The following is a 14,206-nucleotide window of genomic DNA, read 5'->3' on the forward strand; positions in this document are numbered from 1 at the left end:
CGCAGTGCGGGGCTTTCTCATCAGCGTGTCTCGTTACATGCTGCGGATGTAATCATCCATATCGGTTTTCAGGTTATCGGACTTGGTGCCGAAAATGGCCTGCACACCTGAACCGGCCACCACCACGCCGCGGGCGCCGAGGTTTTTCAGTTCTGACTGATCCACTTTCGCCACATCGGCCACGCTGACGCGCAGACGGGTGATGCAGGCATCCAGGTTAGTGATGTTCTCTTTACCGCCAAACGCAGCAACCAGTTTGCCAGCCATCTCTGTGCCGGTCGCAGAAGATTGCTCGCTGCTGCTGCTCTCTTCACGGCCAGGCGTTTTCAGGTTCAGCTTAACAATCAGTACGCGGAACAGGGTGTAGTACACCAGACCGTAGATGATACCGATAATCGGGAACAGCCAGATTTTGCTGCTGTTGCCGCTCAGCACGATAAAGTCGATCAGACCGTGCGAGAAGCTGGTGCCATCACGCATCCCCAGCAGGATACAGATTGGGAACGCCAGACCCGCCAGAATGGCATGGATCACATACAGAATGGGTGCCACGAACATGAATGAGAATTCAATCGGTTCGGTGATACCGGTCAGGAACGAGGTCAGCGCAGCAGAGATCATGATGCCGCCGACTTTGGCACGGTTTTCAGGTTTCGCGGAGTGCCAGATAGCAATCGCAGCAGCCGGCAGGCCGTACATTTTGAACAGGAAGCCGCCTGAGAGTTTACCGGCAGTCGGGTCACCCGCCATGTAGCGTGGAATATCGCCGTGGAACACCTGGCCTGCGGCGTTGGTGTACTCGCCAATCTGCATCTGGAAAGGCACGTTCCAGATGTGATGCAGACCAAACGGCACCAGAGCGCGTTCTACGACGCCATAGATACCAAAGGCCACAACCGGGTTCTGATAGGCCGCCCACTGCGAGAACTCCTGAATCGCGGCACCCACCGGTGGCCAGATGAAGGAGAGCAGCACGCCCAGCACAATCGCCGCCAGGCCGGAGATAATCGGCACAAAACGCTTACCGGCAAAGAAGCCCAGATACTCAGGCAGCTTGATGCGGTAAAAACGGTTAAACATATAGGCGGCGATGGAGCCGGCGATAATTCCGCCCAGCACCCCGGTGTCGGCGAGGTGTTTAGCCTCGATCTCTGCCGCCGGCAGATGCAGAACCAGCGGCGCCACGACCGCCATGGTTTTCACCATGATGCCATACGCGACCACAGCGGCCAGTGCGGAAACGCCGTCATTGTTGGTAAAGCCCAGCGCCACACCAATCGCAAAAATCAGCGGCATATTGGCGAACACCGAGCCGCCCGCTTCTGCCATCACATGCGAAACTACCGCAGGTAACCAGCTGAAATTAGCTGAACCGACCCCTAATAAAATCCCGGCAATCGGCAGAACCGATACCGGCAGCATCAGCGATTTACCGACCTTTTGAAGGTTGGCAAAAGCATTTTTGAACATAGCGTGAAGCTCCTGAGTATGAGTGCATATTTGCGCAGTGCGCGTGGTAAAGAGGGAGGATTCTTTACCGGGGTGGCGGTAACCGCCTTTTGATTTATTACGAAGGGTAAAATAATTACCGATTTTTTACTTTGACGGCTATCACGTTTCAACAATTACAGCGGCATGATTTGCGAAATTTCTGATTAATTCAGCGCTGCAACACGCAATAAAAAACTGACCCTGTTCAGAAAAACAGGGTCATTCAGGAAGATTGCAGATTAATTACAAAGACTGAAATAAACCGGCCGACTCAGGCACCCAGCTGGCTCATCGAGATATGAAACAGCGTGGAGAAGTTGCGGGTGGTCGCCTCCGCCAGCGTTTCGATATCGACCCCTTTCAGCACGGCCAGATAGTCGGCAACATCGCGCGTATAGGCGGGCTGGTTCTCTTTGCCGCGATAAGGCACCGGGGCCAGATACGGGGAGTCGGTTTCGACCAGCATCCGGTCCAGTGGTACATAGCGTGCCACCTCACGTAACTGTTCGGCATTACGGAAGGTAACGATACCGGAGAAGGAGATGTAGAAGCCCATATCCAGCAGTTTAGCCGCGGTAGGCTGATCCTCTGTGAAGCAGTGCAGCACGCCGCCACAGCGCTCAACCTGCTCTTCCCGCAGGATCGCCAGCGTATCGTCACGCGCATCGCGGGTGTGAACAATAATCGGTTTGTTCAGTGCGATACCGGTTCGGATATGTTCCCGGAACGAGCGCTGCTGCTGCTCCCGGGTCTCAGGCTGGTAGTGATAATCCAGCCCGGTTTCACCCAGCGCGACCACGCGGGGATCGGCAGCGAGCCGGCGAAACTCCTCAACATCGTACGCCTCTTCCTGATTCAGCGGATGAACGCCGCAGGAGAGCGCAATGTTTTTTCGTTCCCCCACCAGCTGCTTCAGGGTATGAAAACCCGGCAGCGTGGTGGCGATGGCCAGCATAAATTTCACATCACGCGCCGCCGCTTTGGCGAGCACGTCATCCAGGTCACGGTGGTTCTTTTCATAATCCAGGCCATCAAGATGGCAATGGGAATCGACAATAAACATAAAGACTCTCAGAGTGATTTAGCCGATCAGGGCGGGCTTCTGGTTATCTGCCCAGCTCAGGAGCTGATCGGTCAGCAATAATTCACGGTTGACTGACGCCACATGCAGTAGCTGTTCACGGCAGCGCATCCAGGTCCGGGCCGTGTTGTTGAGCGCGCTGGCTGAAAAGTGGCTGGCCAGTAAGGCCACCACATCCTGGCGATCGATGTTGCTCAGCCACTGCTCCGCATTCTGCTGCCATTTCATGGCGTCCAGCAGTAATGAAATCAGCCAGCCAATGCGTGCTGCCGCATCGTCTGCATTCAGCACAGGCAGCAGTTGCAGGATGTCATGCTGCAACGCCGCAGGCAGCGCGTCGCAGAGCTTCTGTCTGGCCTGCCACGGCCCGGTGTCCAGCAGGCTCAGCGCCGCACCAGGCGCGCCCGCGCTCAGGCGTAACGCCGCCAGCAGCATCGCTTCATCCTGTGAGGCGTGCTTCTTCAGCCAGAGCAGGCTCTGCCCTTCATCCGGTGGCGTCAGGTGCAGCGTCATGCAGCGACTGCGCAGCGTTGCCAGCAGCCGTGACGGATCGCGGCTGCTGAGGAAGAACCAGCTGTTAGTGGGCGGCTCTTCCAGCGTTTTCAGCAGGGCGTTGGCCGCCGCTTCCGAAAGCTGTGCCGCATCCGGCAGCCAGACGACTTTTGCCCCCCCCTGCTGACCAAAGTGGTACATTTTTTCTGTCACCTGCCGCACTGCATCAATGCCCAGCGTGGATTTACCTTTCTCCGCCTCAAGCCGGTACCAGTCCGGGTGCGTATTGGCCTGCATCAGCTGGCAACCGTGGCACTGGCCGCAACTTTTCAGGCCATCCGGCTGCTGACACATCAGCCAGCGGCTCATTCCCCAGACCAGCGCCTCATCGCCCATGCCCGTCATCGCATGGATCATCAGCGCATGGTGAGCGCGATTCTCCTGATGCTGACTAATGATCTGGCGATAAGGCTGGTTCAGCCACGGATACCAGTTCATCACGCCTGCTCCGCCAGCCACGTATCCAGCGCTGCCTGAAGTGACGCCGTCACATCAGGCAGCGCCTGTGTGGCATCAATCGTGAGGATGGCCGGATCCGCTGCTGCCAGCGCCAGGTAGCGCGCCCGGGTGCGTTCGAAGAAGCGCAGCGACTCCTGCTCAATGCGGTCCAGTTCACCGCGTGCCCGGGCGCGCTGCAGACCGATCTCAGGTGTCACATCCAGATAGAGCGTCAGATCCGGACGGAAGTCGCCGAGTACCGCACTGCGCAGCGTCTGCATCAGATCGCTGTCGAGTCCCCGTCCGCCCCCCTGATAAGCCTGAGAGGAGAGATCGTGACGATCGCCGATCACCCAGGCCCCGCGCGCCAGCGCCGGTTTGATCACGGTTTCCACCAGCTGAACCCGAGCAGCGTAGAGCATCAGCAGTTCCGCTTTATCGGTAACCTGTTCACCCTCAATCCCCTGCTTGACCAGCACCCGCAGCTGTTCCGCCAGCGGCGTTCCGCCCGGCTCCCGGGTAAAGACCAGATCGGTGATGCCCCGGGCGCGCAGCGTGGCGACGATAGCGTCGCGCGCGGTGGTTTTTCCGGCGCCTTCCAGGCCTTCAATGACGATAAACTTACTGTCCATTTTTTTCCTTAACCGTCTGCCGGTAGACCTGCACCGCCTTATTATGGCTGGCAAGATTCGTGGTAAAGGTATGCCCGCCCTTGCCATCCGCCACAAAGTAGAGATAGTTGGTTTTTTCCGGATGGGCCGCTGCCTGCAGCGAGGCTTTACCCGGTATGGCGATCGGGCCAGGCGGCAGGCCATTAATCATATAGGTATTGTAACTGCTGGCCGTCTCCAGATCTTTGCGGGTCAGCGTACCGGTGTAGCTGTCGCCCATGCCATAGATCACCGTGGGATCGGTCTGGAGTCGCATCCCCGTACGCAGACGATTGATAAAGACCGACGCAACCCGCGCACGCTCGGCGCTGACGGCGGTCTCTTTTTCAATAATAGAGGCCATCGTGACCAGATCCTGTGGCGTTTTATAGGGCAGATTGTCTGCCCGGCCCTGCCACACTTCCTCAATGGTTTTTTTCATGCGTTCATGTGCACGCTGCAGCAGCGAAACATCGGTGGTGTTCGCCGTGTAGAGCCAGGTATCGGGGAAAAAGTTGCCCTCCAGCTGATCCGCTGGCACGTTAAGCGCGCTGGCAACGGTAGCGAACTGATCGTCTTTCAGGGTATGCCGGATATAGGGTGCCTTGCGCAGTTCACTCAGCCACTCTTTCAGCCGCTGACCTTCCACAAACCGCAACGGGAACTGGGCTTCTTTACCGCTGGCCAGCAGCTGTAACAGCGAACGCACCGTCATGGTCGGCTCAAGGCGATAGGTTCCCGCCTTAAACGTCGCCAGTTCCGGCTCCAGCTTCAGCAGCGCACCGAACCAGATGCTCTCAGGTATGATCTTCTGCTCTTCCAGCTGCGCTTCAAGCGCCACCCGTCCCGTACCGGCAGGCAGCGTGTAGATCGTTTCCTGATGCAGTGTTAAAGGGGTGGCCGCAAACTGCTTAACCTGCCAGTAACTGACAACCGCGGCGAGACCCACTATCGCCAGCAGAGCGGCGAGAATTTTTTTGCTTCGACTCATGATGCATCCATTATCTTTTCACAGCTTGCGAGCAACTGATTAAACAGCGAGCGTTCAGTAAAGTGCGACGCTTCTATCTGTCGGACCGGCAGAACCGGCATCAGCGCATTACATATCACCACTTCATCGGCGTCCAGCAGCTGCGCCGGTTCGCTTTTTATGACCTGGCAAGCCTGACCTGCCGCCGCGAGTTGTGCCATCAGACTCCGCCGCATAATGCCATCCACACCCGATTCTGACAGATCGGGGGTGTAAATCTGCGTGCCGTGACGCCAGAATAAATTGGCCGCACAGCATTCCACCACCCAACCTTCAGTGTCAAGCACCAGCGCCTCGTCGGCGTCTGTCTGGTCAAGATGAGCCCTGATCAGCACCTGCTCCAGGCGATTAAGATGTTTGATACCGGCAAACAGAGGATTACGCGCCAGACGAACCGGACTGAGGCTGAGAGACACACCGCGCTGCTGCAACGTGGCGTAATGGTGCGGCCAGGGCGCGAGCGAAACAATCCGTGTGGGTTCGGCGCAGCCCTGCCGGCTGTATCCGCGTCCACCGCTACCGGCGCTGATAATCACTTTCAGAACGGCCTGCTCCTGCCCCTGCGCGGCCTGTTTCATCTCAGCCTCAAGCTGAAGCCAGTCAATGCCGCCGATCCATAACCGTTCGCAGCCCTGCCTGAGCCGCTGAAGGTGGTTCTCCAGCAGCAGAATGTTACCCTGACGCACAGCCGCGGTGGTAAAGCAGCCGTCGCCAAACTGCAGGCCACGGTCGCTGGCTGCCAGCGTTGATTGTTTGATACCGTTAATCCACATCGCTCTCTCCCGGGGATGACGTGTGATTTCAGCGCATTCTGCAGGATAAAAAAAGGCCCGCATCGCGGGCCTTTTTACGCATCAACACCGATTACACTTTACGGAAAATCAACGAACCGTTGGTTCCGCCAAAGCCAAAGGAGTTACACAGCGTGTATTCCAGGCCGGTAACCTGACGTGCGGTATGAGGCACGAAGTCGAGATCGCAGCCTTCATCCGGATTGTCGAGGTTGATGGTCGGTGGAATCGCCTGATCGCGCAGCGCCAGAATCGAGTAGATCGCCTCCACTGCGCCTGCCGCACCCAGCAGGTGACCGGTCATCGACTTAGTCGAGCTGACCATCACGCTCTGTGCCGCCGCACCAAACACGGATTTCACTGCCTGCGCTTCCGCTTTGTCACCGGCCGGCGTTGACGTGCCGTGCGCGTTAACGTAGCCGATCTGCGCCGGATCCAGCTGAGCGTCCCGCAGCGCGTTGACCATCGCTGCCGCCGCACCAGAACCGTTTTCCGGTGGTGATGTCATGTGGTAAGCGTCGCTGCTCATGCCGAAACCGACGATTTCTGCATAGATCTTCGCGCCGCGTTTTTTCGCGTGTTCGTACTCTTCCAGCACCACGATACCGGCACCGTCGCCCAGCACAAAACCATCACGATCTTTATCCCACGGACGGCTTGCCGCCTGCGGGTTGTCGTTACGGGTTGAGAGCGCACGTGCAGCACCAAAACCGCCCACGCCCAATGGCGTACTGGCTTTCTCTGTGCCACCTGCCAGCATCACGTCAGCATCGTTATAGGCGATGATACGTGCAGCATGACCGATGTTATGGACACCAGAAGTACAGGCTGTCGCAATAGAGATGCTCGGACCTTTCAGGCCATACATGATGGAGAGATGACCCGCCACCATGTTAACGATGGTTGAAGGCACAAAGAATGGACTGATTTTGCGCGGGCCGCCGTTGACCAGGGAGGTATGATTCTCTTCAATCAGACCCAGGCCACCGATGCCGGAGCCAATCGCTGCGCCCATACGGCCTGCATTTTCCTCGGTCACAACCAGACCGCTGTCCTGCATGGCCTGAATACCAGCCACGATGCCGTATTGGATGAATTCGTCCATCTTGCGCTGATCTTTGCGCGAGATGAAATCATCACAATTAAAATCTCTTACCAGACCTGCAAAACGCGTTGCGTAAGCACTGGTATCAAAATGGTCGATCAGGGTAATGCCGCTCTGACCGGCAAGGAGAGCACTCCAGGTAGACTCTACGGTATTGCCGACAGGAGACAACATGCCAAGACCAGTCACAACTACACGACGCTTAGACACGTTCGTCCTCCAGGGAGGGGAAATAGGAACTATGTGGGACAAACAAAAAAATCAGGCGGTCGAGCGACCGCCTGAAGATATTCATTAGCCTTTATGGCTATTGATGTAGTCGATCGCTGCCTGAACGGTAGTGATTTTCTCAGCTTCTTCGTCTGGAATCTCAGTATCAAACTCTTCTTCCAGAGCCATCACCAGCTCAACGGTATCAAGAGAATCGGCACCCAGGTCTTCTACGAAAGATGCAGAGTTGGTGACTTCTTCCTCTTTCACACCCAGCTGCTCACTGATGATTTTCTTAACGCGTTGTTCGATATCGCTCATACTATTTAATTTCCTATCAAAACTCGCTTTCGCGATGGTTTTCGTAGTGTATAAAATGGTGAAAAAGATGCAACAAAATCCCGGCTGGTCTAACCACGATTTTGCGTTATTTTGCGGTTTTAACCGCAAATAATGCAAATGATTTCGTGATTTATCAGACCATGTACATTCCGCCATTGACGTGCAGCGTTTCACCTGTGATGTAGGCTGCTTCGTCAGAGGCTAAAAATGCCACAGCATTGGCGATTTCCTGCGCTTCGCCTAAGCGACCCGCTGGCACTTCCGCCAAAATACCGGAACGTTGATCTTCGTTCAGTGCCCGCGTCATGTCAGTCTCAATAAAGCCTGGAGCCACGACGTTGACGGTAATGCCACGTGACGCGATTTCGCGCGCCAGTGATTTGCTAAAGCCAATCAAACCCGCTTTTGCTGCTGCGTAGTTTGCCTGGCCCGCGTTACCCATGGTGCCGACAACGGAACCAATGGTGATGATACGGCCCACGCGCTTTTTCATCATGGCACGCAGAACCGCCTTAGAAAGGCGGAATACCGATGTGAGGTTAGTATCCAGGATATCCTGCCACTCATCGTCCTTCATGCGCATGAGAAGATTGTCACGCGTAATGCCTGCATTATTGACTAAAATATCCACTTCGCCAAATTCAGCGCGAATATTCTCTAAAACGCTGTTAATGGAGTCAGCGTCAGTCACATTCAGTAACAGGCCCTTGCCCTTGTCGCCAAGGTAAGCACTGATAGCGTCGGCGCCACTCTGGCTGGTTGCAGTTCCGACGACTCTGGCACCGCGTGCCACCAGGGTTTCTGCAATCGCACGACCAATGCCGCGACTCGCGCCGGTAACCAGCGCAACTTTACCTTCAAAGCTCATGATTTTCCTCTTATTCCTTTCCGAGTGCAGCGTTCAGTGAAGCCGTATCGTTCACGGCAGCAGCGGTCAGGGTATCGACAATGCGTTTGGTCAGACCGGTCAGGACTTTGCCCGGACCCATCTCCAGCAGGTGTGTCACACCCTGTGCTGCCATCGCTTCCACGCTCTCGGTCCAGCGAACCGGGCTGTAAAGCTGACGAACCAGCGCATGGCGGATAGCCGACGCGTCGGATTCTGCTTTGACATCGACATTATTAATGACCGGCACCGCTGGCGTATTAAACGTTATGCCTTCAAGCGCCACTGCCAGTTTGTCGGCAGCAGGCTTCATCAGTGCGCAGTGGGAAGGCACGCTGACCGGCAGCGGTAAGGCACGCTTGGCACCCGCTGCTTTACAGGCCGCGCCTGCACGTTCAACGGCTTCTTTGTTACCCGCAATGACCACCTGGCCTGGCGAGTTGAAGTTTACCGGCGAAACAACCTGGCCCTGAGCACTCTCTTCACAGGCCTGACGGATAGCGGCGTCATCCAGGCCAATAATCGCCTGCATTGCGCCCGTGCCTTCCGGCACCGCTTCCTGCATCAGTTTGCCGCGCAGTTCAACCAGTTTCACCGCGTCAGCGAAGTTGAGCACGCCTGCACACACCAGTGCCGAGTACTCACCCAGGCTGTGACCGGCCATCAGAACGGGCTGTTCGCCGCCCTGCGCCTGCCAGACACGGTAGATAGCCACGGAGGCGGTCAGCAGGGCTGGCTGGGTCTGCCAGGTTTTATTCAGCTCTTCAGCCGGACCCTGACTGACTAACTGCCACAGATCGTATCCCAGCGCGTCAGAAGCTTCACGGAAGGTCTCTTCAACCTGCGGATAAGTGGCTGCTAATTCAGCCAGCATGCCCACGGTCTGTGAACCCTGACCGGGAAAAACAAATGCAATTTGCGTCATCTTTCGTTCCTGTCAATCAAAAGCGAACCAGCGCAGAACCCCAGGTGAATCCACCACCAAAGGCTTCCAGCAGAATAAGGTGTCCGGGTTTGATGCGGCCATCACGAACCGCTTCGTCCAGTGCGCTTGGCACCGAGGCGGCAGAGGTGTTGCCGTGGCGATCCAGTGTGACGACCACTTTATCCATGGTCATGCCGAGTTTTTTCGCGGTGGCGCTGATGATGCGCAGGTTAGCCTGATGCGGCACCAGCCAGTCCAGCATTTCACGATCGAGATTATTGGCCTGCAGCGTTTCGTCAACGATGTGGGCCAGCTCGGTTACGGCGACTTTAAAGACTTCGTTGCCCGCCATGGTGACATAGGCAGGCTGATCCTGATGCGCGCGATCCTGATAAGGCAGGGTCAGCAGCTGCGAATAGCGACCGTCGGCGTGCAGATGGGTAGAGATGATCCCCTGCTCTTCGCTCTGGCCCAGCACAACCGCACCCGCGCCATCACCGAACAGGATGATGGTGCCGCGATCTTCCGGATCCAGCGCACGCGCCAGCACATCAGCACCAATCACCAGCGCATGTTTTACGGCACCATTTTTGATGTATTGATCGGCCACGCTCAGTGCATAGGTGAAACCGGCGCAGGCGGCCGCAAGGTCAAACGCCGCGCAGTCTTTGATCTCCAGCATTTGCTGGATCATGCAGGCGGAGCTCGGGAAGGCATGGCTGGAAGAGGTTGTGGCGACAATGATCAGCCCAACGTCGTTCGCCTCAATGCCGGCCATTTCCAGCGCGCGCTGAGCGGCGCTGAATCCCATGGTGGCGACGGTTTCGTCAGGTGCAGCAATGCGACGCTCACGGATGCCGGTACGGGTAACAATCCACTCGTCCGACGTCTCCACCATTTTTTCCAGATCGGCATTGGTGCGAACCTGGCTGGGCAGATAACTGCCCGTACCGATAATTTTGGTATACATCTAGGCTTTGTCACTCCTGGCTAATACAGCATCAAGGCGCGCAGCAATTCGTTCGGGAATTTGCTGCCTCACCGCCTGCTCTGCCTGTTCTATCGCCACGGCGAAGGCGTGTTGATTTGCTGCGCCGTGACTCTTGATCACTGTTCCGCGCAATCCTAACAGACAAGCGCCATTGTACTGGTCGGGGTTGAGATGCCCGAAGCGCTTTGCCAGACGTTTCTGAACCCAGCGCCCCAGCAACTGAAGCCACCATGACCGTTTTTTGCCTTCCCCTGAGGACTTCAGCAGAGAAAGAAACATTCTTACCACGCCTTCCATCGTCTTCAGCGTGACGTTCCCGACAAAACCGTCACAGACCATGACATCGGTTTTACCGGTCAGCAGCTCGTTACCTTCGAGGTAACCAATATAGTTGATGTGCGGTGATTCTCGCAGCATAACCGCGGCGTCACGGATTGTTTCCAGCCCTTTGGTCTCTTCATGACCGATGTTGAGCAGTGCAACACGGGGCTGAGAAATCCCCAGTACATACTCGGCCATCACGGAACCCATCACGGCAAACTGCACCAGCATCGCACTGTCTGAGTCCACATTCGCGCCCAGATCGAGTACCACCGTTTTACCCTGCTGCTGATGCGGCAAAACGGACATCAGCGCCGGACGCTTAATGCCGTCCAGCGGTTTTAATAAGAGTGTCGACAGCCCCATCAAAGCCCCGGTATTACCGGCGCTGATACAGGCCTGGGCACGTCCCTCTTTCACCATCTCCAGCGCCATACGCATTGAGCTGCCGCGACTGTTCCGGATGGCCTGAGCGGGCCGCGCATCACTTGCAATAACCGATTCGGCAGGGATAACCTGCAAACGCCCCATCAGGGAGGAATCCGCTTTGGCAAGCAATGGCATGAGAGTGTCGGGATGTCCGACCAGAAGAAGGAATAGTTCCGAATGAGAGGCCAGTGCCTGCAATGCTGCAGGCACTGTCACGCAGGGACCGAAGTCCCCGCCCATGGCATCAATCGCCAGGGTCAAACGTGTCAAGGTATCGCCTTGCTAAGCAAGAAACTTACTTAACGATAACCTTGCGACCGCGGTAGTAACCGTCCGCAGTGATGTGGTGACGCAGATGAGTTTCGCCAGAAACTTTATCTACTGACAGAGCAGCAGTGGTCAGCGCATCGTGCGAACGACGCATACCACGCTTAGAACGGGTGGGTTTATTCTGTTGTACGGCCATGGACCTTACTCCTATTACTTACGCTTTAAACTGGCTAATACGGCAAATGGATTTGGTTTCTCCGCCTCTGCAGGCAGTTTGCCAAAGACCATGTCCGCCTCGGACACTTCACAGTGTTCAGAATCGTGCACCGGAACGACCGGCAGCGCGAGGATCAGTTCATCCTCAACAACCGCCAGCAGATCGATCTCACCAAATTCGTTGACATCGACCGGCTCGTACGCTTCCGGCAATGCTTCGGCCTGCTCTTCAGAAGAGACGGGACTGAAACAAAAACTGACTTTTACGTGATGGGGAAAGGTCTGGTTGCAGCGCTGACAACGCAACGTCACCTGAACTTCAGCAGTACCCGTCAGTACCGCCAGACGTTGGCTATCAACCGCGAACGACATGGCACAATCCACATCACTGTCCACACTAACGACCGACTCGGCCACACGCTCCACCTGTGCAGATGTGTAGACACCCTGATAATCAAGGCGCTTCTGAGCGGTGCGGACAGGGTCCAGCGTTAGGGGTAATTTTACCTTTTGCATAGGGCGCGCATATTAACTTTGTAATGTCATAGAGTCAAAGAAAAAGGCCGTTAAACAGCATCTTTCAACCACTATTCGCATCCAGTGCGGCGCACAGTTTAAAATGACTGTCACCAATTCGCTATTACTATTGAAAAAAAATGACGCCATCGATTCTTTTAGCTTCGACCTCCCCCTTCCGACAGGCGCTGCTGCGCAAGCTGGGGCTGCCTTTTATTACGGCTGCGCCAGAAGTAGATGAGTCGCCGCTGCCGGATGAATCGGCGCAGGCGCTGGTGATGCGACTTGCCAAAGCCAAAGCGCAGGCACTGGCAGAAACCTACCCCAGTCACTGGATTATCGGCTCCGACCAGGTCTGTGTACTGGATGGCGTGATTACCGGAAAGCCTCACACCGCAGAGAAGGCGCGGGCGCAGCTGCGTGCCGCCAGCGGCAAAGCGATCACGTTTTATACCGGCCTGGCACTCTGTCATCCCGCCAGTGGCACACTGCTGCAGGAGTGTGAACCTTTTGTGGTGCATTTCCGCACCTTAACCGAGGCAGAGATTACCGGCTATGTTGAGAGGGAGCAGCCGCTTCAGTGTGCGGGCAGCTTTAAAAGTGAGGGGCTGGGAATTTGTCTGTTTGATCGACTGGAGGGGCGTGACCCCAACACGCTGGTCGGCCTGCCGCTGATTGCGCTCAATGCAATGCTGCAGCAGGCCGGCATCAATCCTTTAACCGCGTGATGCCGGAGCACTCACCCTTTACGCTGACGTAACCTGAGCAGACACTGCTTCAGGCCTTCGTCCAGCGGCGCTTCCACCCGCATCACGTCGCCCGTGCCAGGATGGGTAAAGGTCAGGGCCGCCGCGTGCAGGAAGAGGCGATTTAAGCCGGTTGCCGCCAGCTGACTGTCAAAGTCACGTTCGCCATAGCGATCGTCAAAAGCGATAGGATGACCGGCGTGCAGCGTATGCACACGAATCTGGTGCGTGCGACCGGTTACCGGGCTGGCCTTCACCAGCGTGGCAAACTCAAACCGCTCTTCCACTTTAAAGCGGGTTTCAGAGGGTTTGCCTTCGCTGCTGACGCGCACCACGCGTTCGCCGCTCTGCAGGATGTTTTTCAGCAGCGGAGCCTGAACCACTTTCAGATGTGACGGCCAGTTGCCGCGCACCAGCGCCAGATAATCCTTCTGCATCCCCTTTTCGCGCAGTTGCTCATGCAGAGAGCGCAGCGCCGAGCGCTTTTTCGCCACCAGCAGAATACCGGAGGTGTCACGGTCCAGGCGATGCACCAGTTCCAGGAAGCGTGCTTCGGGACGCAGTGCGCGCAGGCCTTCGATGACGCCGAAGGTCAACCCGCTGCCTCCGTGAACGGCGGTGCCGGAAGGCTTGTTCATCACCAGCAGCGCCTCATCTTCATACAGAATGGCGTCAGCCAGTGAGGCCACTTTTGCCAGTTTCGGTGACACGGCCTCGTCATCGCGTTCGGCGACCCGCACCGGTGGAATGCGAACCTCATCGCCCTCCTCCAGCTTATATTCGGGCTTGACGCGCTTTTTATTCACTCGCACCTCGCCTTTGCGAACGATGCGATAAACCATGCTTTTTGGCACACCCTTAAGCTGGGTGCGCAAAAAGTTATCAATGCGTTGTCCGGCATTTTCAGCCGTGATGGCGACAAATTGTACGCCCGGATTCTCTGTTTTCATGGCGGCGATTCTAAATAGTGTCCCCTGATAGCGCCACCCCTTTTTCTGTGCTTAACTCTGGGGTTGATGTGGCGGCAGGTCGCCTCCCTGCTGACTTTTTCAGCAAAGCGCTGCTTTGTCCGACACATTAATAAGTTAAATGTAAAGAAACTTCACAAGCTGGCTAAAGTCGCCTTGCTATATGAAGGTTAGCAGTGGAATAATGCTTGAGTTTCTTACCTGAAGCATTTCAGGGCAGAAAAAGAGCGAAATTGTCATTTTGCCGG

Annotated in this window: 16 protein-coding genes; 1 reads left to right on the forward strand and 15 read right to left on the reverse strand. The window is 56.3% G+C overall.

The features are described from left to right. Positions 1 to 33: 33 nt before the first annotated feature. From ptsG to yceD, 14 genes are all read right to left on the reverse strand, one after another. Entirely contained in the window at positions 34 to 1,470 is a 1,437-nt protein-coding gene (gene ptsG / locus HFD92_RS04270; protein WP_009090856.1) for a PTS glucose transporter subunit IIBC, read from the reverse strand. A 292-nt stretch (positions 1,471 to 1,762) separates the two neighbouring features. After that, complete coding sequence (locus tag HFD92_RS04275; protein ID WP_167428387.1) at positions 1,763 to 2,554, reverse strand: metal-dependent hydrolase; 792 nt, start codon at positions 2,552 to 2,554, stop codon at positions 1,763 to 1,765. An 18-nt stretch (positions 2,555 to 2,572) separates the two neighbouring features. Continuing rightward, complete coding sequence (gene holB / locus HFD92_RS04280) at positions 2,573 to 3,562, reverse strand: DNA polymerase III subunit delta' (RefSeq protein WP_167428388.1); 990 nt, start codon at positions 3,560 to 3,562, stop codon at positions 2,573 to 2,575. Beyond that, positions 3,562 to 4,194, reverse strand: a complete 633-nt coding sequence (gene tmk, locus HFD92_RS04285; RefSeq protein WP_009090858.1) for a dTMP kinase — start codon at positions 4,192 to 4,194, stop codon at positions 3,562 to 3,564. The genes holB and tmk overlap by 1 nt, the downstream gene beginning before the upstream one ends. Then, on the reverse strand, positions 4,184 to 5,203 hold the full coding sequence (gene mltG / locus HFD92_RS04290) for an endolytic transglycosylase MltG (RefSeq protein WP_167428389.1): 1,020 nt from the start codon (positions 5,201 to 5,203) through the stop codon (positions 4,184 to 4,186). Before mltG ends, tmk begins: the two co-directional genes overlap by 11 nt. Then, positions 5,200 to 6,015: an aminodeoxychorismate lyase gene (gene pabC / locus HFD92_RS04295; RefSeq protein WP_154927852.1), complete on the reverse strand. Its 816-nt coding sequence runs from the start codon at positions 6,013 to 6,015 to the stop codon at positions 5,200 to 5,202. The genes mltG and pabC overlap by 4 nt, the downstream gene beginning before the upstream one ends. Before the next feature lie 91 nt (positions 6,016 to 6,106). Then, positions 6,107 to 7,348 (reverse strand): beta-ketoacyl-ACP synthase II, encoded by a 1,242-nt coding sequence (gene fabF, locus HFD92_RS04300; protein WP_167428390.1) that lies wholly within the window; start codon positions 7,346 to 7,348, stop codon positions 6,107 to 6,109. Positions 7,349 to 7,432: 84 nt separating this feature from the next. Beyond that, complete coding sequence (acpP, locus tag HFD92_RS04305) at positions 7,433 to 7,669, reverse strand: acyl carrier protein (RefSeq protein ID WP_003849865.1); 237 nt, start codon at positions 7,667 to 7,669, stop codon at positions 7,433 to 7,435. Positions 7,670 to 7,823: 154 nt separating this feature from the next. Further along, positions 7,824 to 8,558, reverse strand: a complete 735-nt coding sequence (gene fabG / locus HFD92_RS04310) for a 3-oxoacyl-ACP reductase FabG (RefSeq protein WP_009090862.1) — start codon at positions 8,556 to 8,558, stop codon at positions 7,824 to 7,826. A gap of 10 nt (positions 8,559 to 8,568) precedes the next feature. Then, positions 8,569 to 9,501, reverse strand: a complete 933-nt coding sequence (gene fabD, locus HFD92_RS04315; RefSeq protein WP_046101599.1) for an ACP S-malonyltransferase — start codon at positions 9,499 to 9,501, stop codon at positions 8,569 to 8,571. Positions 9,502 to 9,517: 16 nt separating this feature from the next. After that, positions 9,518 to 10,471, reverse strand: coding sequence for a beta-ketoacyl-ACP synthase III (locus tag HFD92_RS04320; protein WP_009090864.1), 954 nt, complete (start codon positions 10,469 to 10,471; stop codon positions 9,518 to 9,520). Continuing rightward, entirely contained in the window at positions 10,472 to 11,512 is a 1,041-nt protein-coding gene (gene plsX, locus HFD92_RS04325) for a phosphate acyltransferase PlsX (protein ID WP_167428391.1), read from the reverse strand. It lies immediately after the preceding gene. A 25-nt stretch (positions 11,513 to 11,537) separates the two neighbouring features. Then, positions 11,538 to 11,708 carry a 50S ribosomal protein L32 gene (gene rpmF / locus HFD92_RS04330; RefSeq protein ID WP_003849870.1) on the reverse strand — a complete coding sequence of 57 codons (171 nt, stop codon included), beginning with the start codon at positions 11,706 to 11,708 and terminating at the stop codon, positions 11,538 to 11,540. A gap of 14 nt (positions 11,709 to 11,722) precedes the next feature. Beyond that, positions 11,723 to 12,244 (reverse strand): 23S rRNA accumulation protein YceD, encoded by a 522-nt coding sequence (yceD, locus tag HFD92_RS04335; protein WP_009090867.1) that lies wholly within the window; start codon positions 12,242 to 12,244, stop codon positions 11,723 to 11,725. Positions 12,245 to 12,384: 140 nt separating this feature from the next. On the opposite strand from yceD, the gene HFD92_RS04340 reads away from it, so the two are divergent. Further along, positions 12,385 to 12,972, forward strand: a complete 588-nt coding sequence (locus HFD92_RS04340; RefSeq protein WP_167428392.1) for a nucleoside triphosphate pyrophosphatase — start codon at positions 12,385 to 12,387, stop codon at positions 12,970 to 12,972. An 11-nt stretch (positions 12,973 to 12,983) separates the two neighbouring features. Here HFD92_RS04340 and rluC read toward each other — a convergent pair whose 3' ends face one another. Continuing rightward, positions 12,984 to 13,940: a 23S rRNA pseudouridine(955/2504/2580) synthase RluC gene (gene rluC, locus HFD92_RS04345; protein ID WP_009090870.1), complete on the reverse strand. Its 957-nt coding sequence runs from the start codon at positions 13,938 to 13,940 to the stop codon at positions 12,984 to 12,986. Positions 13,941 to 14,206: the final 266 nt, after the last annotated feature.

The sequence above is a fragment of the Pantoea sp. EKM101V genome, assembly GCF_011800325.1.
Taxonomy (GTDB): Bacteria; Pseudomonadota; Gammaproteobacteria; order Enterobacterales; family Enterobacteriaceae; genus Pantoea; species Pantoea anthophila.

Coding starts and splice junctions, on each gene's coding strand:
- fabD (WP_046101599.1), bottom strand. CDS start 9,501: ATGACGCAAATTGCATTTGTTTTTCCCGGTCAGGGTTCACAGACCGTG.
- tmk (WP_009090858.1), bottom strand. CDS start 4,194: ATGGACAGTAAGTTTATCGTCATTGAAGGCCTGGAAGGCGCCGGAAAA.
- holB (WP_167428388.1), bottom strand. CDS start 3,562: ATGAACTGGTATCCGTGGCTGAACCAGCCTTATCGCCAGATCATTAGT.
- HFD92_RS04275 (WP_167428387.1), bottom strand. CDS start 2,554: ATGTTTATTGTCGATTCCCATTGCCATCTTGATGGCCTGGATTATGAA.
- acpP (WP_003849865.1), bottom strand. CDS start 7,669: ATGAGCGATATCGAACAACGCGTTAAGAAAATCATCAGTGAGCAGCTG.
- rluC (WP_009090870.1), bottom strand. CDS start 13,940: ATGAAAACAGAGAATCCGGGCGTACAATTTGTCGCCATCACGGCTGAA.
- ptsG (WP_009090856.1), bottom strand. CDS start 1,470: ATGTTCAAAAATGCTTTTGCCAACCTTCAAAAGGTCGGTAAATCGCTG.
- HFD92_RS04320 (WP_009090864.1), bottom strand. CDS start 10,471: ATGTATACCAAAATTATCGGTACGGGCAGTTATCTGCCCAGCCAGGTT.
- fabG (WP_009090862.1), bottom strand. CDS start 8,558: ATGAGCTTTGAAGGTAAAGTTGCGCTGGTTACCGGCGCGAGTCGCGGC.
- yceD (WP_009090867.1), bottom strand. CDS start 12,244: ATGCAAAAGGTAAAATTACCCCTAACGCTGGACCCTGTCCGCACCGCT.
- rpmF (WP_003849870.1), bottom strand. CDS start 11,708: ATGGCCGTACAACAGAATAAACCCACCCGTTCTAAGCGTGGTATGCGT.
- pabC (WP_154927852.1), bottom strand. CDS start 6,015: ATGTGGATTAACGGTATCAAACAATCAACGCTGGCAGCCAGCGACCGT.
- mltG (WP_167428389.1), bottom strand. CDS start 5,203: ATGAGTCGAAGCAAAAAAATTCTCGCCGCTCTGCTGGCGATAGTGGGT.
- HFD92_RS04340 (WP_167428392.1), top strand. CDS start 12,385: ATGACGCCATCGATTCTTTTAGCTTCGACCTCCCCCTTCCGACAGGCG.